Here is a 22,214-nt window from a genome sequence, read left to right as displayed (position 1 = left end):
CGCCCGGATCGCGATTAGCCCGCGAAAGTCGCTCTGGCCCCTGGGGGCACCTACTTGGCGGGCTTGTGCTTCGGAGCGGGCTTCGGCGGGGTCTCGTCCTCACCGATGACGGGCGGGACGACCTGGCCCGGCTCACCGACCACATCGGACGGCTTGGAAGCGGGCCGCGTCTTGGACTGGTGGGCCGTCCGGCCTCCACCGCCCATGCCACCCATGCCCATCATGGGCGCCATCCCCATCGGCATCATCGCCGAACCGACGCCGGCCACACCCGATCCATGCGCCGGAGCGGCCTGAACGGGCGCGACCTCCGGGATCAGCGCCTGCCCTTGCTCGGTCAGAGGTTCCTGCGATCCGGTCTGCCTGCCGTCGGCCGCGGCCGGAGACGTCGACTGCTCGTCGGACGCGGCACCGGAATCGACCTGGTCGGCGGCCTTCTCCTGAACCGGCGCGCCCTGCGCCTCGGAATTGTCGTGGAGCTTGAACTCCTCCTGCGGGTACCGGTGAGTGATCTCGATACTCCGCGATCCGGCGTCAGGATCGTCGACGCCGTCACAGAACCGCACGAAGCCTTCGAGGACGTTGCGAGCGGCTTCGAAGAGCGCCTTGGCCGACTCCTGCGCCTCCTCCAACTGGGTACGCGCCCGCCGGACGCCGCCGACCGGCAGCATCGCGGTCTCGGAGGTCAGTTCCGCAGTGTCGACGAGGACCTCGACGAGGTCGGTCAGGATTCGGCGGATCGACAGCACCAGCTCGTCGAGCGAACTCGCCAGCGTCGTGAGGGCGTCTTCGACGTCAGAACCCGCGGCGTGGATGTCCACTATGTACGCGACGAACGCGTCGGCGTCCTTACCGGACCACCCGGCGTCGAGGCGCCCGAGGTCTTCGGACAGCTCCTTCGACACGTTGCCCGCGGTCTTCGCCGCTTTCCGGAGGAGGTCGGCCTCGTTCCTCAAGTCCTCCCAGCGCCCCACCAACGGGGTCAGGTAGGTCTCGACCGGATCGATCAGCCCCAGATGGCCGGACAGCTCCGAAACGAAGGCGAGATGCGGTGCCGCGGCCTCGACCAGCTCCTCCCCGCCGGAGCCCGTCGCGTTTAGCGGGCTAATCGCGCTCGGGGGCGGTTCGGGGGCAGCCGGGCGTGCGGCCGCCATCGGGTGCGGGATGGAATCCGTCGGGTTCTCCGATTCGGCGATCATGCGGTTCAGAGCTCCACGGCGCGCTTGATCATCTGCGCGGCCTCGTCGTCGTGCCCGGCATGCCGCGCGGTCACGGTGTGCAGGGCCTCGGACGCCGACCTCAGCGCGGCCGCGCCCTCCACCAGCTGACGCCGGATGGCCTCGGCCGCACGCCCATAGGACGCGCCGAGGCCCAATTCCTCGCCCAGCGTGCCATGGGATTCGACGGTGACGCCTTCACCGGTCACTTCCGCGGCCGCCAGGTCGAGCTCTCCGGCGGCCGCGTCCACCCGCTTCGCATAGTCACCGACGACGTCGCCGTCGATCTTCAGGCCGGCCACTGCACCCTCCACTCACCCGATACCGCTCGGGCGTTGAGACGCTCGGGCCGTCCGGCGGGTTCCCATGATCAGTTGCCCGCCGGTGCCTGCTGCGACTGCGTGGCGACCGCGCCGGCCCTGTCGTCGATCGGCACCGTGTCGAACGTCCGGAGCACATCCTGCGTGTTCAGCGAAGCGCCGGTGGGCAGGATCCTGACGATGGCCTCGGGCGCCGGCACTCGCTTGTTGAGCCCGATCGAATCAGCCGTCACGGCGTCAGGGACGCCATATCGGATCCCGCGATCGGAGATCAGCTGGATCGGCCCCTTGTCGAAGGTCTCCTTGCCGGTCGCCGACTGCACGACGGCCGCGAAGCCGGGCTCCATGTAGAAGCTGTTGATCGGCGCGCCGACCGGACCGGGGGTACCGATCTTGACACCGGGCGCGGATCCGTCGGCGTTCCTGCCCTTCGGCAGCTTGTCGTCGACGAACACCGCCGTGTGCCCGTCCCGGCCGTTGCCTTCGCCCGTGATGGACCAGCGCAGGCAGGAGACCCGGGAACCCTGGGTCGCGTCGAGCACCGTCGGCACGGTCTTCGGGTAGGCGTCGAGCTCGACGACCTGCGAGACCCGCGTGAGGTTGCGGATCTTGCCCAGCGGCACGGACATGACCGACGTGCTGCCGTCGTTCTTCCCGGTCTGCACGATGTCGGCGACCGCCGGCGAGATGGCCTGGATTCCTTCCTTCGTGACGAGGTAGAAGTCCTTCCGCCCTTCGGCCTGCTCCGTCGAGAAGACGTCGCCGACCTTCATGTCCTCGATCTCGTAGTTGGGCCTCTCGCCCTTGCCCGGGACCTCCGGAAGCTTCAGCTCCGGCACCTCGGGGATCGCGTCGAGCAGGCCCTGGGAGATACCGCGGGGCCGGTCGGACAGCTTCAGCGCGGAACGGACGGCGTTCGCGTCGGGCTTGATCTCGGCCTTCACCGCGTTCGCGTTCCGGGCGTTGGGGTCCGGCGTCTGCCGGTAGATCAGGTACTCCCGGCCGTTGACACCCTTGGCCAGCAAGGCCTCGTTCTGGTCGAGCTCACGGTTCCCGAGCTGCTTCACACCCGCGTAGACGGTCGTTTCCGTCTTGGAGAGATCCGGCTGGGGTATCGACGAGTCGTATATGACCTCGTCGCAGACGCCCCATTCCGGGGAGACGCGCTGGGTGTCCGTCGGCATCAGCTGCGGGCCGTTGGGAATACCCATGAGCTGGCCGCGGGGAATGTTCTTCAGCTGTTCATCCGAAACGACTGTGGGGTTCTTCACTTCCGACGCCTGCATGGGCCCGGCCGGCTTGCCTCCCGCCTGCTGCCCTTGCTTCGACTGCGCGATGATCAGCAGCCGCGCGGACGCGAGGTTGAAGGTCGGAATCAGTTTCTTCGGGTTCCCGGCGACGACGTAGACCGTTCCGGACTGTTCGCCGATGACGATGTTGCCCGCGTCCGGCACGGAGGGCTTCGGGTTCAGCAGGCCCCAGATGAGGAAGACCAGGACGCCCAGCGCGGCCAGCACGACACCCACGATGGTGGCCCGCGTGTGCGTGCGCATCGGGTCGTGGAGCATGACGGCGTCGCGACGGACCAGCGCGGATTGCATCCGTCGCAGGACGAACTGATAAGCCTGAACTTGAGACTTAGTAGTCGGTGTTGATGGCATTCTCGACCTACAGTCCTCCCCGTCGCGGTACGGTTCCGCAGGATAGCCGTACGGGGACCGTCTGGTGTGGGGTTTCTACCAACTCCAGCTAGTGTCAAGTTCCTCGGGACCGGCTTTCCGGGTACGCAGCAAGCACGAGGGGAAGAGAAAGCGCGGATGTCCGTCACCACTCCTCCACGTCCGCCCGGCCCTCCGGGGTCTCAACCTCCTGGTCGTCCGCCGGGGCCGCCGCCAAGGCCCGGCAGACCGGGTGGTCCGGGCGGCCCGGCCGGAGGCCCGGGAGGTCCCGGTGTTCCTCGCGGTCCCGGGGGCCCAGGCGGCCCTGGAGGTCCTGGCGGACCGCAGGGTCCGGGCGGCCCCGGTGGCCCGGGAGGCCCCAAGGGACCCGGTGGGCCCGGCGGACCTGGTGGTCCGGGAGGTCCCGGTGGGCCAGGCGGCCCGGGCGGTCCTCCGTCCGGCGGCCCCGGTCCGCAGTCCGGTCCCCCGCCCGCTCCGGCGGCACGGATCGCCGCGCCCGCGCGGCGCCGGACCGGTGGGATCAACCTCGGCCCGCTGCCCGTGGCGAACCTGGTCGTGCTCGAACTCGGGCTCGCGATCGGTCTCATCCTGCTCGCGATCGACATGAAGCTGAAGTACGTCGCGATCGGCGTGCTCGGGTTCGCGCTCATCATCGCGTTCCTGCGCTGGGGCGGCCGCTGGTTCACCCAATGGGCTGGACTCACGATGCGGTACATGTTCCGGTCACACGATCGTGTGGCGAACCCGCTTCCCCCGAGCAGCATCGAGTCGCTCGCCGCCGAAGAGGACTCCGTCACCGGCCCCGACGACGCCCGCGTGAACCTGCTTCGCCTGGCTGTTCCCGATCTCGTCGTCGCGCACGGTGTGGACCACGAACGTCAGCAGGTCGGCATCGCGTGGAACGACGGCACGTGGACCGCGGTCCTGCTCGTCGAACCCGCGCCCGCGCTGATCACCCAGGCAGGTGGCGCACCGAGCCTGCCGCTGTCCGCGCTCGCGCCGTGCCTCGAAGACCGCGGTGTGGTCCTCGACTCGATCCAAATGATCTGGCACTGCTACCCGGGCAGCGCCGCGCTTCCGTCGGACTCGCCCGCCCTCAGCTCCTACATGGAGGTGCTCGGCCCGCTTCCCGCGGCCGCGCGGCGGACGACGTGGGTCGCCATCCGGCTCGACCCGCGCCGGTGCCCGGCCGCCATCCGCGAACGTGGTGGCGGCGTCGTCGGTGCGCACCGCGCGCTGATCGGCGCGCTCTCGCGGGTGCGGAACGCCTTGGAATCGCAGGGCGTGCCGACCCGGCCGCTCGACCCGGACGAGTTGCTGCGGTCCAGCATTTCGGCCGCGGAACTGACCGCGGTCGCCGGTTCGCAGGGGAAGGTCGGCCTGCAGGAACGCTGGACCGGCGTCACCGCGGCCGGCATCGGGCACGCGAGCTACGCGATCACCAGCTGGCCGAAGGGCAAGATCAGCGGCAGCCTGAACGCGCTGACCAGTGTCCGCGCGCTGTCGGCGACGGTGGCGATGTCGATCTCGCCGTCCGCGGACGAGGGCAAGATCGGGCTTCGCGGGATCGTGCGCCTGAGCGCGCGGAACCCGCGCGAACTGGACGCGGCCGACCAGCGGCTGCAGGGCGTCTCGGACCGGCTGGGTGTGACGCTGACGCCGCTGCGCGGCCTGCAGATCTCCGGGTTCTCCGCGACTTTGCCGATCGGAGGCACGGCATGAGCACCCGCATGCGTGACGCAGGCCAGAGCGCCGGTGTCGCCCCGGAATTCACCGTCGATCCGGCGATGCTCGACGCGATCAGCCCATCCGGTGATCGCGGCGGCATCGTCCTGGGCTCCGGGCTCAAGGGTGAACCGCTGACCATCTCCGCGCTGCGCTCGACGCCGACCCGGATCGTGCTGGTCGGTGGTCTCTACCTGGCTCGTCAGGTGGCGTTGCGGGCGATGGCGGTGGGGGCGTGGGTCGTCGTGGCGACCGGACGTCCGGCCGCGTGGCAGGTGCTCCCCCAGGCCGCGGGAAACCAGCCCAACGGCAGGCCTTCGCCGCTGGTGCAGATCCGGCGGCTGTCGCCGGTGGACCTCCCGCGTCCGTCCGAGGACGCACCGCTGCTGGTGGTGACCGATGGCGGTCCGACACCGCAGGACCTGTTCCCGCCGCGGTCGCCGTGGCAGACGACGGTGTACGTGCTGCCGTACCTGCACCCGCAGGCCGGGGCGACCGCGAACGCGGCCGACCTGGTGCTGATGCAGCGGCTCCCGCCGGGCCAGGCCGAACTGGCCGCCCGCATCTGGCGGCTCCCGCCCCAGATGATGAAGCAGCTCACGACGCTGAAGGACGACCAGGTCGTCGCCCTGGGCCGCAACCTGTGGCGTCCTCTCCGCCTAGTCACCACCGCCAAAGAACAGCAGATCCTGGGCCCGGTCCGCCGAGGCGACTAACCCCCCGCCCGCGTCGACTTTAGCGGGCTAATCGCGCTCTAAGGGGACACTGTCCATATCGGACAGTGCCCCCTTTGCGTCCCGCCGCATCGCGTTTTGCCCCCTAAACGCGATCCGAGGCGTGGCGTTTGTCAGTCAAGGGGCAATCGCGCCGGCTGTGGATAAGCCGGGCGTTGTGGATAAGTCGCCCCGAAATGGCATCGATGGCCGCAGGTTGTCGGCCAGGTCGGCCACCGTGTCGACATGACCAAACCCTTCGATTCATCTCACCTCCCCGATGTCTTCCGCGGATCGGAGGCGCGCAAGGCGGGTCTCATCACGGCCAGCCAGCTGCGCGGCTCGAGCGTGCGGAGGTTGTTTCAGGACGTCTACACGCGCGCCGACGTCGAGGTCACACACGAGCTGCGATGCCGAGGTGCCGCACTGCTGGCGCCTCCGGAAGCAGTCCTGACCGGGCGATCGGCCGCGACCGTCCACGGTGTCGAGCTGGCCAACCCCAGCGACCCCGTCGAGATGATCGTGCCGGAGAAGAACCGCTTCGGCCCGATCGTCGGCATCAAGGTTCGGCGGACAGAGGTCAAACCCGAAGAATCGAGGCCCTGGAACGGCATTCGCATCGCACGGAAACGCCGAATAGCGTTGGATCTCCTGCTCCGGCTTTCTCCGCGCAAATCCAGCTGGACGCGACGGCTTCGCATCGGCGTCCCGGATCTGGACCAGTTCATGAGGGCCAACAAGCTGACCGATCTGCACCTCAACGGCGAGTTCTACGGTCGCAGGAATAGAGGAATTCGCTTGGCCAGGCATGCTTTACGGCTCTCCGACCCTCGCGCAGAATCGCCTCCGGAATCGGAACTCCGCATCGTGCTGGCCGCCGGCGGCATCACGGCGACGCCGCAGGTCGAGGTCAGGTCCAGGGCCGGCCGTTTCCTCGCTCGTCTTGATCTCGCGGACGAGAAGTTCCGCGTCGCCATCGAGTACGACGGCCGATGGCACAGCACACCGAAGGAACAGGCCTATGATCGCAAACGCCGAAGACGTGTGGAGGCAGAAGGATGGCGATTCGTCATCGTCACCGCCGAGGACCTGGCGAACGACCTCAGGGGCGTCGTCGACGCCGTCTGGCGGGCCCGCCGCAGCGCGTTTAGCCCGCTAAAGGCGCCGCGGCCGGGTCAGGAGGGGGTGCGCATGGCGCGCGTTTGATCGGCACGCGCGGCGAGTTCGGCGTCTGGCGGGTAGTCGACGGCCATCAACGTCAGGCCGTGCGCGGGAGCGACGGCGCTGTCGCGCGTCCGGCTCTCCAGAACGTCGCCCGGCCAATCGAGCGGACGTCGGCCGTCACCGACCAAGAGCAGCGCCCCCACCAGACTGCGCACCATCGAGTGGCAGAACGCGTCGGCGGATACCTCGACCTCGACCGCATGCGGTCCGGTCCGCCCCCACACAAGCCGCTGCAGCTCGCGAATGGTCGTCCCGCCTTCACGCTGCTTGCAGAAGGCCGCGAAGTCCTGGAGCCCCAACAGAGCCGCCGAAGCCTCGTTCATCGCGTCAACCGACAGCGGGCGGCCCCAAGCCAGAGTGTCGTGACGCCGCAACGGATCCACGCCCCAGGGCGCGTCCGAAACACGGTAGAGATAGTGACGCCGCACGGCCGAGAACCGCGCGTCGAACCCGGGCGCCGCCACCCGGGCATCCAGCACCCGCACGTCTCCCGGCAGGTACCGGTTCCAGCGATGCCGCATCCGCCCCAGGTCAGGAATGCCGTGCTCGTCCAGTTCCAGACGACCGGATCGCGTTTTGCCCGCTAAAGGCGACGCGTCGACGTGGACCACCTGGCCGGAAGCGTGCACACCGGCATCGGTGCGGCCGGCGACGACGACGGACTTCGGGATCGAGGCTCCTGGAGGCTGTTTCGCGAGCGCCTCTTCGAGGACTCCCTGCACGGTGCGCCGTCCGGGCTGCCGCGCCCAGCCGGAGAAATCGGTGCCGTCGTACGAGATGTCCAGACGCAGACGAACGAGCCCGCCCTCCGCAGTGGGAGTGGCGGGCTCGTCCGGGGTGTTCGGTGCCGTCAGGACGTCAGTCCTTCTTGCTGTCCGCGTCCGCGGCGGGGGCCTCAGCGGCCTCGTCGGCGGCGGGAGCCTCGGTGGCCTCCGGAGCCTCGGTGGCGGCCGTGTCGGCAGCCTCAGTGGCCTCGGTGGTCTCCTCGGCGGCCGGAGCGGCGGCCTTCGGCTCGTCCTTGGCGAACTTCGTCTTGCGCGCGGCCTCGGCCTCGGCGGTGACGGTCTTCTCGGACACCAGCTCGATGACGGCCATGGGGGCGTTGTCGCCCTTGCGCGCCATCGTCTTGGTGATCCGGGTGTAGCCACCCGGACGCTCCGCGAAGAACGGACCGATCTCGGCGATCAGCTTGTGCACGACGTCCTTGTCGCGCACGACACGCTGGATCTGACGACGGTTGTGCAGGTCGCCCCGCTTCGCCTTCGTGATCAGCTTCTCGGCCAGCGGGCGCACCCGCCGGGCCTTCGCCTCGGTCGTCGTGATCTTGCCGTGCTCGAACAGCTGGGTGGCCAGGTTGGCCAGGATCAGCCGTTCGTGCGCGGGCGACCCGCCGAGACGGGGTCCCTTTGTGGGGGTGGGCATCGGTTCTCCTCGTTCAGCTCACAGCTGAAGGCCGGCGCTCCCCCACCCGACCGGTGAGGGAGCCGTAGCTGGCCTTACAGCTGCTCCGTCTCTGCGTAGTCCTGGCCATCGTCGTGGCCGTTGTCCGAAATTCCGTCCGTGATGCTGTCGACGCCCTCGGACCAGCCTTCACCGTCGTAGCTGGCCGCGGCCGCGGTCGGGTCGAACCCGGGCGGGCTGTCCTTCAGCGCGAGGCCGAGACCGACGAGCTTGAGCTTGACCTCGTCGATCGACTTCGCACCGAAGTTGCGGATGTCCAGCAGGTCGGCCTCGCTGCGCGAGACCAGTTCGCCGACGGTGTGGATGCCCTCGCGCTTGAGGCAGTTGTACGACCGGACGGTGAGGTCCAGGTCCTCGATCGGCATCGCGTAGGCGGCGATGGTGTCCGCCTCCTGCGGCGACGGGCCGATCTCGATGCCTTCGGCGTCGACGTTCAGCTCGCGCGCGAGACCGAACAGCTCCACCAGCGTCTTACCGGCCGACGCGACAGCGTCCCGCGGCGTGATCGACGGCTTCGTCTCCACGTCCAGGATCAGCTTGTCGAAGTCGGTGCGCTGCTCGACACGGGTCGCCTCGACCTTGTAGGTCACCTTCAGCACCGGGGAGTAGATGGAGTCGACCGGGATCCGGCCGATCTCCGCGCCCGCCTGCTTGTTCTGCAGGGCCGGAACGTAACCGCGGCCGCGCTCGACGACGAGCTCGATCTCGAGCTTGCCCTTGCCGTTCAGCGACGCGATGTGCAGATCCGGGTTGTGCACGGTGACACCGGCCGGGGGCACGATGTCGGCGGCGGTGACCTCACCGGGGCCCTGCTTGCGCAGGTACATGGTGACCGGCTCGTCCTCTTCCGAGGAGACCACGAGCTCCTTGAGGTTCAGGATGATGTCGGTGACGTCTTCCTTCACCCCGGGAACGGTGGTGAACTCGTGCAGCACGCCGTCGATGCGGATGCTCGTCACGGCCGCGCCCGGAATGGACGACAGCAGCGTGCGCCGCAGCGAGTTGCCGAGCGTGTAGCCGAAGCCGGGCTCCAGCGGTTCGATGGTGAACCGGGAGCGGGTCTCGTTGACCGTCTCTTCGCCGAGAGCCGGTCGCTGGGAAATCAGCATCTTTCCTAATTCCTTTCCAAACGGCGCCCGCCATATGACACCGAAAGGGATGGCGAAGCGGCGGCGCACTCCGGGCGCCGCCGCCCGTGCCCACATCGGGCCGGGGAGACCCCGGCCCGATGATGGATCACTTCGAGTAGAGCTCGACGATCAGCTGTTCCTGGACCGGAACATCGATCTGAGCGCGCTCCGGGAGCTGGTGGACCAGCACACGGAGGTTGGACGGAACGACCTGGAGCCACGCGGGAACGGGACGCTCGCCGAACGACTCCTTGGCCGCGACGAAGGGCAGCATCGCGAACGACTTCGGCCGCACGTCGATGATGTCCCACTTCGTGACCTGGTAGGACGGGACGTTGACCTTGACGCCGTTGACCAGGAAGTGGCCGTGGCTCACCAGCTGACGCGCCTGACGGCGGGTGCGGGCGATGCCGGCGCGGTAGATCACGTTGTCCAGACGGGACTCGAGGATCTGCAGCAGGTTCTCACCGGTCTTGCCAGGACGCCGGACGGCTTCCTTGTAGTACCGGACGAACTGACGCTCGAGAACGCCGTAGGTGTAGCGAGCCTTCTGCTTCTCCTGCGACTGCAGGAGGTACTCGGACTCCTTGATGCGCCCGCGGCCGTGCTGGCCCGGCGGGTAGGGGCGACGCTCGAAAGCCTGGTCGCCGCCGATGAGGTCAACCTTGAGGCGACGCGAAATACGCGTCGCGGGGCCGGTGTAACGAGCCATTTCTTCTTACTCCTCCCCGTTCCTCAGACCCGGCGCCGCTTGGGCGGGCGGCAGCCGTTGTGAGGCTGCGGGGTCACGTCCTGGATGGTGCCGACCTCGAGGCCGGCCGCCTGCAGCGAGCGGATCGCCGTCTCGCGGCCCGAACCCGGGCCCTTCACGAAGACGTCGACCTTCTTCATGCCGTGCTCGGCAGCCTTGCGGGCGGCGTTCTCGGCGGCCATCTGCGCGGCGAACGGGGTGGACTTACGCGAGCCCTTGAAGCCCACGTGACCACTCGACGCCCACGCGATCACGGCACCGGTCGGGTCCGTGATCGAGACGATGGTGTTGTTGAAGGTGCTCTTGATGTGCGCGTGACCGTGCGCGACATTCTTCTTTTCCTTACGGCGGACCTTCTTGGCCCCCGCCGCAGTACGAGACTTCGGTGGCATGTTCTGAGGGTTCTCCTGTTAGCGCGCGTTCTCTTGGTGAGCGGCGACCGCTTCGGCCTGGCCGCGCCGGATGATCGAACCGGCGTCGGTGTACAGGTTGCGGAGCGCCATCGGGCGGGCGTAGAGCGCCTTGGGCGAGACACAAGCCGAGCCGCGGCGGTGGACGCCGCCCATACGCACGACCTTCTTGCCCTGGACGCTCACTTCTTGCCAGCCTTCTTCTTGCCGGCGACCGTCTTCTTCGGACCCTTACGGGTGCGGGCGTTCGTCTTGGTGCGCTGACCACGGACGGGAAGTCCGCGACGCCAGCGAAGGCCCTCGTAGCACCCGATCTCGATCTTCCGACGGATGTCGGCGTTCACCTCACGGCGAAGGTCACCCTCGACCTTGAAGTTCTCCTCGATGTAGACCCGCAGCTTGGCGAGGTCGTCATCGCTCAGATCCTTGACGCGAGTGTCCGCGTTGAGCTCGGCAGCCGCGATGAGCTGCTTCGAGCGGGTACGGCCGATGCCGTAGATGTAGGTCAGCGCGATCTCCAACCGCTTTTCGCGGGGGAGGTCTACGCCAGCGAGTCGTGCCATTGGCGTTGATGCTCCTTCATAGAATTCATCTCCAGGTCTGCTCCCCGTCCGGTCCCGGGACCGACTCGCCTGTCGTGCCCTCTGCTTGCGCTTCGGGTGTCCCGGCCCCGGCCTGAAGTCCGGGGGTGAACCGGGCCGTTCGCACGGCCCGGCAGGTGCGGGGAGATTGTGTAGCCGTCAATCCACTCTGTACGAGTGCGAGTGATCAGCCCTGCCGCTGCTTGTGCCGCAGGTTCTCGCAGATCACCATGATCCGGCCGTGACGGCGGATCACCTTGCACTTGTCGCAGATCTTCTTGACGCTCGGCTGGACCTTCACGTCTCCTGCTCTCCTGCTTGTGCTAACTCGTCGTGATCACTTGTAGCGGTAGACGATGCGACCACGTGACAAGTCGTAGGGCGAGAGCTCCACGACAACCCTGTCCTCGGGCAGGATGCGGATGTAGTGCTGCCGCATCTTGCCGCTGATGTGTGCAAGGACCTTGTGGCCGTTCTCCAACTCGACGCGGAACATCGCGTTGGGGAGCGGCTCGACTACGCGGCCTTCGACCTCGATGGCCCCGTCTTTCTTGCCCATGTCCTCCGCATTTCCTGTCGCTACACTGTGTGATCAGTCAAAGCTTGAGTGCTTGGCTGGGTGGTGCATCGGCACACTCCTGCCCGGCTCCAATGTCCGTTCGCGAGAATTCACGAGCGCGCAGGATCCGGGCGCGATGAGTACACCGACTTGACAGTGTACGCAACCCGTGTCGTGAGCCCCAAACGGGGGGTGACTGTGTTAGGTGCCCCCTGAGCCTGCCGGGGGCACCCTCTCCATCGTACGCCCACGCCGACCTGCGTTTAGCGGGCTAATCGCGATCCGATGGGGCCGCGACCTGGGGCGCTCGGTGGCCAAGGTGCACCCGATGGGGGCAGCTGGCGGGCGCCGCAACGGCGGACCCGAGGACTGCGCCGGCCAGCGGGCCGACCTGCGTTTCGCGGGCTAATCGTGCTCCGGGAGGCCCACTCGCCTTTAGCGGGCTAAACGCGATCCCGGAGCGCACCTGCGTTTCGCGGGCTAAACGTGATCCGGCGGGCGCGGGGGCAGGTCAGGCGTCTTCGGGGGCGGTCAGCACCCACGGGCCGTCATCGGTGATGGCGACCGTGTGCTCCCAGTGCGAGGCCCGCGAACCGTCCGCGGTCACGACGGTCCACCCGTCTTCGAGCTCGACGGTCTCCCCGCCGCCACCGGTCAGCATGGGCTCGATCGCGAGCGCCATACCGGTCTTGAGCCGCGGCCCCTTGCCCGGCTTGCCCAGGTTCGGCAGGAACGGGTCCATGTGCATCTGGCGCCCGATGCCGTGACCGCCGTACTCGACGATCATCCCGTACTCGACGCCGTCTTCCCGGCCGGCCTTCTCGGCCGCGGTCTGCACCGCGTGCGAGATGTCCGTGAGCCTGCCGCCGGACGCCACCGCGGCGATCCCCGCCCACATCGCCGCCTCGGTGGCGGCCGACAGCGCGAGATCCGCCTTCGACACCTCACCGATCGCGAGGGTGACCGCCGAGTCGCCGTGCCAGCCGTCGAGGATGGCGCCACAGTCCACCGAGATGATGTCGCCGTCGTTCAGGACCTGCGTCTTCGACGGGATGCCGTGGACGATCTGCTCGTTCACCGAAGCGCAGATCGACGCCGGGAAGCCGTGGTAGCCCTTGAACGAGGGCACCGCGCCGGCGTCGCGGATCGTCTGCTCGGCGAGCTCGTCGAGATCGGCCGTGGTCACCCCCGGCTTGGCGATCTCGCGCACCGCGGTGAGGGTGCGCCAGACGACCAGCCCGGCGGCCCGCATCGCCTGGAGCTCGCCAGGGGTCTTGATTTCGATCATGCGCCCACGACGAAGCCGTTGCAGTACACGCAGTCCTCCGAGATTCACGTGCGGTCGCGCAGCGCTTCCAGCACGCGGGCGGAGATCTCGTCGACCGAGCCGACGCCATCGACCGTGACCAGGATGTCCGCGTAGTACTCGAGCAGCGGAGCCGTCTCGGACACGTAGATCTGCTGGCGGCGACGGATGACCTCTTCGGTGTCGTCCGAGCGGCCGCGGGACAGCAGCCGCTCGACGACGACGTCTTCCGAGACCTGGAGCTGGATGACCGCGTTGAGCTTGGTGTCGACCTCGCCGAGGATCTCGCCGAGGACGTCGGCCTGCTTGGTGTTCCGGGGGAACCCGTCGAGCAGGAAACCGACCTTGGCATCGGGTTCGGCGAGACGCTCACGCACCATCTCGTTCGTGACCGAGTCGGGCACGAGTTCGCCGGAATCCAGGTAGCGCTTGGCTTCCTGACCCAGCGGCGTCTGCTCGCCCACATGGGCGCGGAACAGGTCGCCGGTCGAGATGTGCGGGATCCGGAGCTTCTCCGACAGTGCTACCGCCTGAGTACCTTTGCCCGCGCCAGGAGGGCCAACGAGAACCAGGCGCGTCACTTCAAGAACCCTTCGTAGTTACGTTGCATCAGCTGGCTTTCGATCTGCTTCACGGTGTCGAGACCGACACCGACCATGATCAGCACAGCCGTGCCACCGAACGGGAAGTTCTGGTTGTTCCCGCTGCCGGTGACGGACAGGAAGAAGTTCGGAAGGATCGCGATGATGCCCAGGTACAGCGAGCCCGGCAGGGTGATGCGGCCGAGGACGTAGCTGAGGTACTCCGCGGTGGGGCGGCCCGGTCGGATACCCGGGATGAAGCCACCGAACTTCTTCATTTCTTCCGCACGCTCGTCCACGTTGAACGTGATCGTGATGTAGAAGTACGTGAAGAAGATGATCAACGCGAAGTACAGCAGGACGTGCGCCCAGCTGGACTGGTTGACGATGTAGTTCTGGATGAAGACCTGCCAGCCCGCGTTGCTGTTGGCGTCGCCGACGAGGCGGCTGATCAGGTCCGGCAGGTAGAGCAGCGACGAGGCGAAGATGACCGGGATGACACCGGCCTGGTTCACCTTGATCGGCAGGTAGGTCGAGGTTCCGCCGTACATGCGGCGGCCGATCATGCGCTTGGCGTACTGCACCGGGATCCGGCGCTGGCCCTGCTCGACGAAGATGACGCTGGCGATGATCACCAGGCCGAACACGCAGATCAGGGCGAAGACGACGCCGCCCGCGCTGCTGAGGATGTTGCCACCCTCGATCGGGATCCGGGCCGCGATGTTCAGGAAGATGAGGACGGACATGCCGTTGCCGACGCCGCGCTCGGTGATCAGCTCACCCAGCCACATCATGACGGCGGTACCGGCGGTCATCGTGATGACGATGATGGCCAGCGTGTAGACGCTGTTGTCCGGGATGATCGCGGTGTCGCACTGCGGGAAGAGCTGCTTGCGGTCGGCGAGCGCCACCACACCGGTCGCCTGCAGGACCGCGAGGGCGATCGTCAGGTACCGGGTGTACTGGGTCAGCTTGCCCTGGCCGGCCTGGCCTTCCTTCTTCAGCTCCTCGAACCGCGGGATGACCACGGTGAGGAGCTGGACGATGATGCTCGCCGTGATGTACGGCATGATGCCGGTCGAGAACAGCGACAGCTGCAGCAGTGCACCGCCACTGAACAGGTTCAGCAGCTGGTAGACGCCCTCCTGCGATCCGGTCTCCGTACATTGCTGCACGGCGGAATAGGAGATGCCCGGGGCCGGAATGGTGGCACCGATTCGGTAGACCGCGACGATGGCTAGCGTGAACAGGATCTTCTTACGTAGATCCGGCGTCGCTAGAGCCGAGCGGAAGGCGCTGAGCACGCGGGGAACCTCCTCGGCGTCGTCGGCTGTCTTACCGACGATCGGCTTGGCCGGCCTGGGGCCGGCGGGAACACACAGCTTTCTGGCACAAGCCAGGAACGCTTCGGGGCACACTCGTCCCGAAGCGTGCCGCCGACTCTAACAGCTTCACAGGGCGTGTCCGCAGTGCGTGTGGGTTTTCCGGACGAAGGTTGGTCCGCGGGGTTGATCGACCGCCGCTTCTCGCTTCGGGATCTTGACAGATCGCCTTGGCGTTCCTCACTTTCCGGCCACCGGATCGCGATTAGCGGGCTAAACGCAACGTGATCAGGAGTTCGAAGTGGCGAGCGCGCCCGCCATGCCGAGAAGCACGACGCCGGTGCCGCGGTCGACGTTGCGAGTCGCCCGGCGGGACAGCCGGAGCGTCTTCACGAGCGCGCCCACACCGATGTAGGTCGCGCCGGCGACGAACTCGGCGAGCAGGTAGACGGCGCCGAGGATCGCGATCTGGGCGGAAAAGGAGCCGTGAGCTGCGTCGATGAACTGGGGCACGAACGCGGTGAAGATGAGGATCGCCTTCGGATTCGTGATCGCGACGACGAATTCTTTCCTCGCGATCCTCGACGCCGGTACGGATTCAGCACCTCGCGGCGTCTGGACCAGCGCGGTTCCGCCGCCGCGGAACGTCGACCACAGCAGGCGCCCGCCGATCCAGACCAGGTAGGCGACGCCGGCCCATTTGATCACTGTGAGTGCAAGCTCCGACGCCGCGAGGAGCTGTCCGAGGCCCGCCGCGACAGCCGCGATGAGCACTGTGAATGCCGCCAATCGGCCTAACAGGCCGGCGAGCCCTTTCCACGCCCCCTGCGTCATTCCGTGGTGCAGGCCGAGCAGATTGTTCGCCCCTGGCGTAAAAGCCACGAGCACCGCCGCTCCGAAAAAGACGGCCACCCAAGTCATCGGCCACCTCCTCCCCCACCGTATCGGCGACCGCGAGCGCGTTTAGCGGGCTAATCGCGCTCTTTCGCGCCGGAATCCGGCGGCGGCGCGAAGGCTGAATAGTCCGGGGCCTCCGGCTGCGGCTCCGGTGGGAGCACCGTGATGGAGATGCCGTCCTTCGGTGTGGGCATTTCCGCGAGAGCCGAGTCACCGCTCAGCGGGATTTCGTCGTCCCGGACGCGGTGGCTCATGACCGCCGCCCCCGCCGCGGCGACGACCGCGGCGAAGAGCGCCCACATCCCCGCTTCGAGTGTCAGGGTCACCTTGACGCCTTCTCCCAGCTGACGCCCGCCGCTCAGCGTGGCGATGCTGCTGACGACGCCGGCGAGGAACACCGCCGCGATGGTGGTGACCCACCTGTCCAGTGCACCCACGTGTAGGCGCCCGGCGGCCCGCGTACTGACGATCGTGGCCCCCACGAGGAGCGCCGCGGCGATCAGGAGCGGAATACCGAGAGGGGACGTCGACGTGGTGAAAGCAGCTTCGTTGATCTGTTCCGCCGTCGTGTCCCACGCGCTCTGCACGAACACCATCAGGAGCTGTTCGCTGGCGTCGAAGGCGAACCGATGCTCTGTCTTGAAGAGCGGGAAGAAACAGCCGACGAGGGTCAGGACCAGAGCCAGAGCGGCCAAGCCCGCCGCCACCAGCCTGCGAGGCTCGAGCCGACCAGTCCGCGCCGGCTCACCAACGGGATCCATGGGGCCGGAAACCGACACGACCATCGGCGGGGCGTCCGGCTGCTGCTGAACGGGCTGCGGATCCTGCCCTGGAGGTATGGCCACCTCACGATCCTTCCAGCTCAGACACCCCTTCGCCACGCTCGCGGCCGCGATGTCCGACCTGCGTTTCGCGGGCTAAACGCGATCCGGGCGGCGGGCACCCGGGCGACCGCCAAATCGCGATTAGGGGGCGAAACGCAGGTCGGCGGGCGGGACCGGACAAAACGGACCAGATCGCGTTTAGCCCGCGAAACGCAGGTCGGGCCGCCGGAGGGAGCGCAAGCGAAAGGCCCGCCTGGCGGAGCCTGGCGGGCCTTTCGGTGAAGCGAGCGAAGAAAGCTCAGAGCGTGGTGGCGGAGCCACCGGCGGCGGAGAGCTTCTCCTTGGCGGAGCCGGAGAAAGCGTCGGCGGTGATGTCCAGCTTGACGCCGTTCAGGTCACCGTTGCCGAGCACCTTCACGAGCTTGTTCTTGCGAACAAGACCCTTCGCGACGAGCTCCTCGTTGCCGACCTTGCCACCCTCCGGGAACACGCGGGCGATGTCGCCCAGGTTCACCGGCTGGTACTCGGTGCGGAAGCGGTTCTTGAAGCCGCGAAGCTTCGGGAGCCGCATGTGGATGGGCATCTGCCCACCCTCGAAACCGGCGGGCACGTTCTTCCGGGCCTTGGTGCCCTTGGTACCGCGACCGGCGGTCTTGCCCTTCGAGCCCTCACCACGGCCGACGCGGATCTTGTCGCGCTTCGCGCCCGGAGCCGGACGAAGGTGGTGGATCTTGATGGCAGTCATGCCTTGACCTCCTCGACCTCCACCAGGTGGCGGACGGTGTGGATAAGGCCGCGCACCTCGGGAGTGTCATCACGCACGACGCTCTGGCGGATCTTGCGCAGCCCGAGGGTGCGCAGCGACTCGCGGTGAGCGTGCTTCGTGCCGATCTTGCTCTTGACCTGGGTCACCTTGAGCTGAGTCATGGTCAGACCCCCTGCCCCGCGCGCTGACGCAGCATGCGAGCCGGAGCGACGTCCTCGAGCGGGAGACCGCGGCGGGCCGCGACCTCTTCGGGACGCTGCAGACCCTTCAGGGCCGCCACGGTCGCGTGCACGATGTTGATCGCGTTGTCGGAGCCGAGCGACTTCGACAGCACGTCGTGGACACCCGCGCACTCCAGCACCGCGCGCACCGGGCCACCGGCGATGACACCGGTACCGGCCGAGGCCGGACGGAGCAGCACGACACCGGCGGCTTCCTCACCCTGGATCGGGTGGGGGATGGTGCCGGCGACGCGGGGAACGCGGAAGAAGTTCTTCTTCGCTTCCTCGACGCCCTTGGCGATGGCCGCGGGAACTTCCTTGGCCTTGCCGTAGCCGACGCCGACCTGACCGTCGCCGTCACCGACGACCACCAGGGCGGTGAAGCTGAAGCGACGACCACCCTTGACGACCTTGGCGACGCGGTTGATCGTCACGACCTTCTCGAGGTGCGGGGTCTTTTCCTGGCCGGCCCCGCCACGGCCGCTGTCGCGCCGGTCCCGGCGGTCGCGACGGTCATTGCGGTCGTTGCCGCCCTGCCCGCCGGGTCCGCCCTGGCCGCCGCCGAATTGCCGTGTACGTCCCGGCATCAGGCTTTCCTTCCATTCACGAGCATCTGCATCAGAACTCCAACCCCGCCTCACGGGCAGCGTCGGCGAGCGCCGCGATGCGGCCGTGGTAGGCGTTGCCACCACGGTCGAACACCACGGTCGAGACACCGGCGTTCTTGGCGCGGGCGGCGACGAGTTCGCCGACCTTGGCGGCCTTGGCCTTCTTGTCGCCTTCCAGCGCGCGGACGTCCGCCTCGAGGGTGGACGCCGACGCCAGGGTCTTGCCGGCGAGGTCGTCGATCAGCTGCACGGCGATGTGCCGCGACGAACGCTTGACGACCAGGCGCGGACGCTGGTCCGTGCCGTTGATCTTCTTGCGAAGGCGGAAGTGCCGACGGGCCTTCGCGACGCGGCGGCGGGTCGAGATGTCCTTGCCGACCGGCTTGCGCTTCGTAGTCGTGTCGCTCATGATCACTTACCCGTCTTTCCGACCTTGCGGCGGATCTTCTCACCCTCGTAGCGCAGGCCCTTGCCCTTGTACGGGTCCGGGCGGCGCAGCTTGCGGATGACCGCGGCGATCTGGCCGACCTTCTGCTTGTCGATGCCCGAGACCGAGAACCGGGTGGGGCTCTCGACCTTGAAGGTGATGCCTTCCGGAGCCTCGATCTTCACCGGGTGGCTGTAGCCGAGGGCGAACTCGAGGTCCGAGCCCTTGGCCTGCACACGGTAACCGACACCGTGGATCTCGAGCTTCTTCTCGTAGCCCTCGGTCACACCGACGACGAGGTTGTTGACCAGCGTCCGGGTGAGACCGTGCAGGGCACGGCTGGTGCGCTCCTCGTCGGGCCGCTTGACCTCGAGCGTGCCGTTTTCGGCCTGCTCGACGGTGATGGGCTCGGCGATGGTGTGCTCGAGGGTGCCCTTGGGCCCCTCGACCTTGATCTGCTGACCGTCGATGGTCACCTTGACCCCGGAGGGGACGGCGACCGGCAGCTTTCCAATGCGTGACATGTCTTTGCCCCCTTCCTTACCAGACGTAGGCGAGGACTTCGCCGCCCACGCTGTTGCGCTTGGCCTGACGGTCGGTCTGGAGGCCGGACGACGTCGAGATGATCGCGACGCCGAGGCCACCGAGAACCGACGGCAGTTCGGTCGATTTTGCGTAGACCCGCAGGCCGGGCTTGGACACGCGGCGAAGGCCGGCGATGCTGCGCTCACGGTTGGGGCCGTACTTCAGCTCCACGACGAGGTTCTTGTGCTTCTCGCCCGGCTCGTCGCGGTAGCCCGAGATGTAACCCTCGCGCTTGAGGATCTCGGCGATGTTCGCCTTGATCTTCGAGTGGGGAAGCACGACCTCGTCGTGGTAAGCCGAGTTCGCGTTACGCAGACGGGTCAAGAAGTCTGCGATGGGGTCGGTCATCGTCATGGTGACCTGTCAACCTTTCTCGCCCTGGTTCCCTGCGATTTCACTGCAGGGCCTGTGGCGAAGTGGGAGTTAAAAAAGACTCTTACCAGCTGGACTTGCGGACGCCGGGCAGCTCGCCCGCGTGTGCCATCTCGCGAAGGCAGATCCGGCAGAGCCCGAACTTGCGGAACACCGAGTGCGGGCGACCGCACCGCTGGCAGCGCGTGTAACCGCGAACCTTGAACTTCGGCGTCTTCGCGGCCTTGTGGACCAGTGCTTTCTTGGCCATCGACTCAGTTCTCCTTGAACGGGAAGCCGAGCTTGCGAAGCAGCGCGCGGCCCTCGTCGTCGGTGTTGGCGGTGGTGACGACAGTGACGTCCATACCGCGCGGGCGGTCGATGGCGTCCGGGTCGATCTCGTGGAACATGGACTGCTCGTTGAGACCGAACGTGTAGTTGCCGTTGCCGTCGAACTGCTTCGGCGAAAGCCCGCGGAAGTCACGGATACGCGGCAGCGCGATGGTCAGCAGCCGGTCGAGGAACTCCCACATGCGGTCGTTGCGCAGCGTGACGCGCGCACCGATCGGCTGGCCCTCACGCAGCTTGAACTGCGCGATGGACTTGCGAGCCTTGCGAACCTCGGGCTTCTGCCCGGTGATCGCGGCCAGGTCGCGGATGGCGCCTTCGATCAGCTTGCTGTCACGGGCGGCGTCTCCGACACCCATGTTCACGACGACCTTGACGACGCCCGGGATCTGGTGGACGTTCTCGAAGGAGAACTCCTCCTGGAGCTGTCCCTTGATCTCCTCGCGGTACCGCACCTTGAGGCGCGGGGCGATCTTCTCTGCGGTGGTCATGATCAGATGTCCTTACCGTTCCGGCGCGAGACCCGGACCTTCTTGCCGTCCTCGCCGATGCGGTAGCCCACCCGGGTCGGCTTGCCGTCGGAGTCGACGACCATCACGTTCGAGACGTGGATGGGCGCCTCCTGCGTGACGATGCCGCCGGACTGCGCGCCGCGCTGGGTCTGGGAGATCCGCGTGTGCTTCTTGATCCGGTTGACGCCCTCGACCAGTACGCGCTCGCGCTCGGGGTAGGCCTGGATGACCTTGCCCTTGGCACCCTTGTCCTTGCCGGCGATGACGACGACCGTGTCGCCCTTCTTCACCTTCATGCTCTACAACACCTCCGGCGCGAGCGAAATGATCTTCATGAACTTTCGGTCGCGCAGCTCGCGGCCGACCGGCCCGAAGATGCGGGTGCCGCGGGGCTCATTGTCGTTCTTGATGAGCACAGCAGCGTTCTCGTCGAAGCGGATGTAAGAACCGTCCGGACGACGGCGCTCCTTGCGCGTGCGAACGATGACCGCCTTGACGACGTCACCCTTCTTCACGCCGGCAGCCGGCATGGCGTCCTTCACGGTGGCGACGATGATGTCGCCGATGCCCGCGTAGCGCCGCCCCGAGCCACCGAGAACGCGGATGCAAAGGATCTCCTTCGCGCCCGTGTTGTCGGCAACCCGAAGCCGCGACTCCTGCTGGATCACGTCTACTCCTGTATGTCGCGCTGGTTCTCGCGATGAACCGCGAGCCTTGCGGAACTAAGGGACTCAAAAAGAGCCCTACTTACTTGGCCTTCTCCACGATCTGCACCAGACGCCAGCGCTTGGTCGCCGACAGCGGGCGGGTCTCCATCAGGGTGACCCGGTCGCCCACGCCCGCCTCGTTGTTCTCGTCGTGCACCTTGACCTTGCTGGTGCTGCGGAGAACCTTGGCGTAACGACGGTGCTTCTTGCGGTCCTCGAGCTCGACCACGATCGTCTTGTTCATCTTGTCCGAGACGACGTAACCCTCACGGACCTTGCGGTCGTTGCGGGGGGCCGCCTCAGCGTTGGGCTGCTCGCTCATGCGGCACCTTCACTCTCGGCGTCAGGGGAAACGGACAGGCCGAGTTCACGCTCGCGCATGACCGTGTAGATCCGCGCGATGTCCGTGCGGACGGTGCGCAGACGGCGGTTGTTGTCGAGCTGTCCGGTCGCCATCTGGAAGCGGAGGTTGAAGAGCTCCTCCTTGTATTCCTTCAGACGCAGAACGAGCTCTTCCGCGGTGAGCTCACGCAGCTCCGATGCCTGGGCGGCACCTGCCTTCGCCATCAGAACTCACCACCTTCACGGGTCACGATGCGGCACTTCATGGGCAGCTTGTGGATCGCGCGACGGAGCGCCTCACGGGCGGTCTCCTCGTTCGGGAACGAGATCTCGAACATCACGCGGCCCGGCTTCACGTTGGCGATCCACCACTCGGGCGAACCCTTACCGGAACCCATGCGGGTTTCCGCCGGCTTCTTGGTCAGCGGGCGGTCCGGGTAGATGGTCGTCCACACCTTGCCGCCACGCTTGATGTGACGCGTCATGGCGATACGAGCGGACTCGATCTGCCGGTTGGTCACGTAGCTGTGCTCAAGCGCCTGGATGCCGTACTCGCCGAAGTTCACCTTCGTACCGCCCTTGGCGGCACCGTGGCGCTTCGGGGAGTGCTGCTTCCGGTGCTTGACCCTGCGCGGGATGAGCACGTG

Annotated in this window: 33 protein-coding genes; 3 read left to right on the top strand and 30 right to left on the bottom strand. The window is 67.3% G+C overall.

Annotation, left to right across the window (positions count from 1 at the left end):
* Window positions 1-50 precede the first annotated feature (50 nt).
* From DMC61_RS22970 to eccB, 3 genes are all read right to left on the bottom strand, one after another.
* The gene (locus DMC61_RS22970; protein WP_125691146.1) at window positions 51-1,199 is read right to left on the bottom strand and encodes a WXG100 family type VII secretion target; all 1,149 of its coding nucleotides are present in this window, start codon (window positions 1,197-1,199) and stop codon (window positions 51-53) included.
* Between the two features lie 5 nt (window positions 1,200-1,204).
* Window positions 1,205-1,519 carry a type VII secretion target gene (locus DMC61_RS22965; RefSeq protein WP_016331105.1) on the bottom strand — a complete coding sequence of 105 codons (315 nt, stop codon included), beginning with the start codon at window positions 1,517-1,519 and terminating at the stop codon, window positions 1,205-1,207.
* A gap of 68 nt (window positions 1,520-1,587) precedes the next feature.
* Complete coding sequence (gene eccB, locus DMC61_RS22960; protein ID WP_125691144.1) at window positions 1,588-3,198, bottom strand: type VII secretion protein EccB; 1,611 nt, start codon at window positions 3,196-3,198, stop codon at window positions 1,588-1,590.
* A 558-nt stretch (window positions 3,199-3,756) separates the two neighbouring features.
* Between eccB and eccE the strand changes: the two genes are divergently transcribed.
* The 3 genes from eccE to DMC61_RS22935 all read left to right on the top strand — a co-directional run bounded on the left by eccE (window position 3,757) and on the right by DMC61_RS22935 (window position 6,860).
* Entirely contained in the window at window positions 3,757-4,938 is a 1,182-nt protein-coding gene (gene eccE / locus DMC61_RS22945) for a type VII secretion protein EccE (RefSeq protein WP_199750073.1), read from the top strand.
* On the top strand, window positions 4,935-5,657 hold the full coding sequence (locus DMC61_RS22940) for a hypothetical protein (protein ID WP_007031058.1): 723 nt from the start codon (window positions 4,935-4,937) through the stop codon (window positions 5,655-5,657). The genes eccE and DMC61_RS22940 overlap by 4 nt, the downstream gene beginning before the upstream one ends.
* A 243-nt stretch (window positions 5,658-5,900) precedes the next feature.
* Window positions 5,901-6,860 (top strand): endonuclease domain-containing protein, encoded by a 960-nt coding sequence (locus DMC61_RS22935; RefSeq protein ID WP_125691142.1) that lies wholly within the window; start codon window positions 5,901-5,903, stop codon window positions 6,858-6,860.
* Here DMC61_RS22935 and truA read toward each other — a convergent pair.
* The 27 genes from truA to rplP all read right to left on the bottom strand — a co-directional run bounded on the left by truA (window position 6,830) and on the right by rplP (window position 22,211).
* Window positions 6,830-7,663, bottom strand: coding sequence for a tRNA pseudouridine(38-40) synthase TruA (gene truA / locus DMC61_RS22930; protein ID WP_125691695.1), 834 nt, complete (start codon window positions 7,661-7,663; stop codon window positions 6,830-6,832). The genes DMC61_RS22935 and truA overlap by 31 nt on opposite strands.
* Window positions 7,664-7,736: 73 nt before the next feature.
* Window positions 7,737-8,300, bottom strand: coding sequence for a 50S ribosomal protein L17 (gene rplQ / locus DMC61_RS22925; RefSeq protein WP_037332675.1), 564 nt, complete (start codon window positions 8,298-8,300; stop codon window positions 7,737-7,739).
* A gap of 74 nt (window positions 8,301-8,374) precedes the next feature.
* A complete protein-coding gene (locus DMC61_RS22920) occupies window positions 8,375-9,448 on the bottom strand; it encodes a DNA-directed RNA polymerase subunit alpha (protein ID WP_005166811.1) in 1,074 nt (357 codons plus the stop codon).
* A 127-nt stretch (window positions 9,449-9,575) separates the two neighbouring features.
* Window positions 9,576-10,181, bottom strand: a complete 606-nt coding sequence (gene rpsD, locus DMC61_RS22915) for a 30S ribosomal protein S4 (protein ID WP_007031054.1) — start codon at window positions 10,179-10,181, stop codon at window positions 9,576-9,578.
* Between the two features lie 23 nt (window positions 10,182-10,204).
* A complete protein-coding gene (gene rpsK, locus DMC61_RS22910) occupies window positions 10,205-10,612 on the bottom strand; it encodes a 30S ribosomal protein S11 (RefSeq protein ID WP_004558885.1) in 408 nt (135 codons plus the stop codon).
* 18 nt (window positions 10,613-10,630) lie between these two features.
* Entirely contained in the window at window positions 10,631-10,816 is a 186-nt protein-coding gene (locus DMC61_RS22905; RefSeq protein ID WP_005166807.1) for a hypothetical protein, read from the bottom strand.
* Window positions 10,813-11,193, bottom strand: a complete 381-nt coding sequence (rpsM, locus tag DMC61_RS22900) for a 30S ribosomal protein S13 (RefSeq protein ID WP_005166805.1) — start codon at window positions 11,191-11,193, stop codon at window positions 10,813-10,815. Before rpsM ends, DMC61_RS22905 begins: the two co-directional genes overlap by 4 nt.
* A 205-nt stretch (window positions 11,194-11,398) precedes the next feature.
* Window positions 11,399-11,512: a 50S ribosomal protein L36 gene (rpmJ, locus tag DMC61_RS22895; protein WP_004558882.1), complete on the bottom strand. Its 114-nt coding sequence runs from the start codon at window positions 11,510-11,512 to the stop codon at window positions 11,399-11,401.
* A gap of 36 nt (window positions 11,513-11,548) precedes the next feature.
* Window positions 11,549-11,770, bottom strand: coding sequence for a translation initiation factor IF-1 (gene infA, locus DMC61_RS22890; protein WP_005166804.1), 222 nt, complete (start codon window positions 11,768-11,770; stop codon window positions 11,549-11,551).
* Window positions 11,771-12,281: 511 nt separating this feature from the next.
* Window positions 12,282-13,058, bottom strand: coding sequence for a type I methionyl aminopeptidase (gene map / locus DMC61_RS22885; RefSeq protein WP_125691140.1), 777 nt, complete (start codon window positions 13,056-13,058; stop codon window positions 12,282-12,284).
* 44 nt (window positions 13,059-13,102) lie between these two features.
* Window positions 13,103-13,657, bottom strand: a complete 555-nt coding sequence (locus DMC61_RS22880; RefSeq protein WP_007031052.1) for an adenylate kinase — start codon at window positions 13,655-13,657, stop codon at window positions 13,103-13,105.
* The gene (gene secY / locus DMC61_RS22875) at window positions 13,654-14,961 is read right to left on the bottom strand and encodes a preprotein translocase subunit SecY (RefSeq protein ID WP_007031051.1); all 1,308 of its coding nucleotides are present in this window, start codon (window positions 14,959-14,961) and stop codon (window positions 13,654-13,656) included. The genes DMC61_RS22880 and secY overlap by 4 nt, the downstream gene beginning before the upstream one ends.
* Window positions 14,962-15,267: 306 nt before the next feature.
* Window positions 15,268-15,900 (bottom strand): LysE family translocator, encoded by a 633-nt coding sequence (locus DMC61_RS22870; RefSeq protein WP_125691138.1) that lies wholly within the window; start codon window positions 15,898-15,900, stop codon window positions 15,268-15,270.
* A 50-nt stretch (window positions 15,901-15,950) separates the two neighbouring features.
* On the bottom strand, window positions 15,951-16,721 hold the full coding sequence (locus DMC61_RS22865) for a hypothetical protein (protein WP_233594917.1): 771 nt from the start codon (window positions 16,719-16,721) through the stop codon (window positions 15,951-15,953).
* Window positions 16,722-16,998: 277 nt separating this feature from the next.
* A complete protein-coding gene (rplO, locus tag DMC61_RS22860; RefSeq protein WP_016331095.1) occupies window positions 16,999-17,445 on the bottom strand; it encodes a 50S ribosomal protein L15 in 447 nt (148 codons plus the stop codon).
* A complete protein-coding gene (rpmD, locus tag DMC61_RS22855) occupies window positions 17,442-17,627 on the bottom strand; it encodes a 50S ribosomal protein L30 (protein ID WP_007031047.1) in 186 nt (61 codons plus the stop codon). Before rpmD ends, rplO begins: the two co-directional genes overlap by 4 nt.
* Window positions 17,628-17,629: 2 nt before the next feature.
* On the bottom strand, window positions 17,630-18,274 hold the full coding sequence (gene rpsE / locus DMC61_RS22850) for a 30S ribosomal protein S5 (RefSeq protein ID WP_007031046.1): 645 nt from the start codon (window positions 18,272-18,274) through the stop codon (window positions 17,630-17,632).
* 31 nt (window positions 18,275-18,305) lie between these two features.
* Window positions 18,306-18,704, bottom strand: a complete 399-nt coding sequence (gene rplR, locus DMC61_RS22845; RefSeq protein ID WP_007031045.1) for a 50S ribosomal protein L18 — start codon at window positions 18,702-18,704, stop codon at window positions 18,306-18,308.
* Between the two features lie 2 nt (window positions 18,705-18,706).
* Entirely contained in the window at window positions 18,707-19,246 is a 540-nt protein-coding gene (rplF, locus tag DMC61_RS22840) for a 50S ribosomal protein L6 (RefSeq protein ID WP_016331093.1), read from the bottom strand.
* 16 nt (window positions 19,247-19,262) lie between these two features.
* Complete coding sequence (rpsH, locus tag DMC61_RS22835) at window positions 19,263-19,661, bottom strand: 30S ribosomal protein S8 (RefSeq protein ID WP_007031043.1); 399 nt, start codon at window positions 19,659-19,661, stop codon at window positions 19,263-19,265.
* A gap of 82 nt (window positions 19,662-19,743) precedes the next feature.
* Entirely contained in the window at window positions 19,744-19,929 is a 186-nt protein-coding gene (locus tag DMC61_RS22830) for a type Z 30S ribosomal protein S14 (protein ID WP_005166789.1), read from the bottom strand.
* 4 nt (window positions 19,930-19,933) lie between these two features.
* The gene (gene rplE / locus DMC61_RS22825; protein ID WP_016331092.1) at window positions 19,934-20,497 is read right to left on the bottom strand and encodes a 50S ribosomal protein L5; all 564 of its coding nucleotides are present in this window, start codon (window positions 20,495-20,497) and stop codon (window positions 19,934-19,936) included.
* Window positions 20,498-20,499: 2 nt separating this feature from the next.
* Window positions 20,500-20,814: a 50S ribosomal protein L24 gene (gene rplX, locus DMC61_RS22820; RefSeq protein WP_005166786.1), complete on the bottom strand. Its 315-nt coding sequence runs from the start codon at window positions 20,812-20,814 to the stop codon at window positions 20,500-20,502.
* Window positions 20,815-20,817: 3 nt separating this feature from the next.
* Entirely contained in the window at window positions 20,818-21,186 is a 369-nt protein-coding gene (gene rplN, locus DMC61_RS22815) for a 50S ribosomal protein L14 (RefSeq protein ID WP_005166785.1), read from the bottom strand.
* Between the two features lie 79 nt (window positions 21,187-21,265).
* Window positions 21,266-21,547 (bottom strand): 30S ribosomal protein S17, encoded by a 282-nt coding sequence (rpsQ, locus tag DMC61_RS22810; protein ID WP_007031041.1) that lies wholly within the window; start codon window positions 21,545-21,547, stop codon window positions 21,266-21,268.
* Window positions 21,544-21,792: a 50S ribosomal protein L29 gene (gene rpmC, locus DMC61_RS22805; protein WP_007031040.1), complete on the bottom strand. Its 249-nt coding sequence runs from the start codon at window positions 21,790-21,792 to the stop codon at window positions 21,544-21,546. The genes rpsQ and rpmC overlap by 4 nt, the downstream gene beginning before the upstream one ends.
* Window positions 21,792-22,211, bottom strand: a complete 420-nt coding sequence (gene rplP, locus DMC61_RS22800; RefSeq protein WP_005166782.1) for a 50S ribosomal protein L16 — start codon at window positions 22,209-22,211, stop codon at window positions 21,792-21,794. The genes rpmC and rplP overlap by 1 nt, the downstream gene beginning before the upstream one ends.
* Window positions 22,212-22,214 lie beyond the last annotated feature (3 nt).

The organism is Amycolatopsis sp. WAC 04169, from assembly GCF_003947535.1.
GTDB lineage: Bacteria > Actinomycetota > Actinomycetes > Mycobacteriales > Pseudonocardiaceae > Amycolatopsis > Amycolatopsis keratiniphila.
The sequence above is the reverse complement of the archived record's forward strand: the minus strand, read 5'-3'. Positions and strand labels throughout refer to the sequence as shown.

Bases quoted from the DNA above. Each gene is read 5' to 3' on its own strand.
- infA (WP_005166804.1), bottom strand. From the start codon at position 11,770: ATGGGCAAGAAAGACGGGGCCATCGAGGTCGAAGGCCGCGTAGTCGAG.
- rplO (WP_016331095.1), bottom strand. From the start codon at position 17,445: ATGACTGCCATCAAGATCCACCACCTTCGTCCGGCTCCGGGCGCGAAG.
- rpsM (WP_005166805.1), bottom strand. From the start codon at position 11,193: ATGGCACGACTCGCTGGCGTAGACCTCCCCCGCGAAAAGCGGTTGGAG.
- rplX (WP_005166786.1), bottom strand. From the start codon at position 20,814: ATGAAGGTGAAGAAGGGCGACACGGTCGTCGTCATCGCCGGCAAGGAC.
- DMC61_RS22870 (WP_125691138.1), bottom strand. From the start codon at position 15,900: ATGACTTGGGTGGCCGTCTTTTTCGGAGCGGCGGTGCTCGTGGCTTTT.
- rplF (WP_016331093.1), bottom strand. From the start codon at position 19,246: ATGTCACGCATTGGAAAGCTGCCGGTCGCCGTCCCCTCCGGGGTCAAG.
- DMC61_RS22935 (WP_125691142.1), top strand. From the start codon at position 5,901: ATGACCAAACCCTTCGATTCATCTCACCTCCCCGATGTCTTCCGCGGA.
- rpmD (WP_007031047.1), bottom strand. From the start codon at position 17,627: ATGACTCAGCTCAAGGTGACCCAGGTCAAGAGCAAGATCGGCACGAAG.
- rplQ (WP_037332675.1), bottom strand. From the start codon at position 8,300: ATGCCCACCCCCACAAAGGGACCCCGTCTCGGCGGGTCGCCCGCGCAC.
- rpsH (WP_007031043.1), bottom strand. From the start codon at position 19,661: ATGACGATGACCGACCCCATCGCAGACTTCTTGACCCGTCTGCGTAAC.
- DMC61_RS22830 (WP_005166789.1), bottom strand. From the start codon at position 19,929: ATGGCCAAGAAAGCACTGGTCCACAAGGCCGCGAAGACGCCGAAGTTC.
- DMC61_RS22970 (WP_125691146.1), bottom strand. From the start codon at position 1,199: ATGATCGCCGAATCGGAGAACCCGACGGATTCCATCCCGCACCCGATG.
- DMC61_RS22920 (WP_005166811.1), bottom strand. From the start codon at position 9,448: ATGCTGATTTCCCAGCGACCGGCTCTCGGCGAAGAGACGGTCAACGAG.
- rpsE (WP_007031046.1), bottom strand. From the start codon at position 18,274: ATGCCGGGACGTACACGGCAATTCGGCGGCGGCCAGGGCGGACCCGGC.
- rplE (WP_016331092.1), bottom strand. From the start codon at position 20,497: ATGACCACCGCAGAGAAGATCGCCCCGCGCCTCAAGGTGCGGTACCGC.
- rpsK (WP_004558885.1), bottom strand. From the start codon at position 10,612: ATGCCACCGAAGTCTCGTACTGCGGCGGGGGCCAAGAAGGTCCGCCGT.
- rpsQ (WP_007031041.1), bottom strand. From the start codon at position 21,547: ATGAGCGAGCAGCCCAACGCTGAGGCGGCCCCCCGCAACGACCGCAAG.
- rpmC (WP_007031040.1), bottom strand. From the start codon at position 21,792: ATGGCGAAGGCAGGTGCCGCCCAGGCATCGGAGCTGCGTGAGCTCACC.
- rpsD (WP_007031054.1), bottom strand. From the start codon at position 10,181: ATGGCTCGTTACACCGGCCCCGCGACGCGTATTTCGCGTCGCCTCAAG.
- eccB (WP_125691144.1), bottom strand. From the start codon at position 3,198: ATGCCATCAACACCGACTACTAAGTCTCAAGTTCAGGCTTATCAGTTC.
- DMC61_RS22940 (WP_007031058.1), top strand. From the start codon at position 4,935: ATGAGCACCCGCATGCGTGACGCAGGCCAGAGCGCCGGTGTCGCCCCG.
- rplR (WP_007031045.1), bottom strand. From the start codon at position 18,704: ATGAGCGACACGACTACGAAGCGCAAGCCGGTCGGCAAGGACATCTCG.
- map (WP_125691140.1), bottom strand. From the start codon at position 13,058: ATGATCGAAATCAAGACCCCTGGCGAGCTCCAGGCGATGCGGGCCGCC.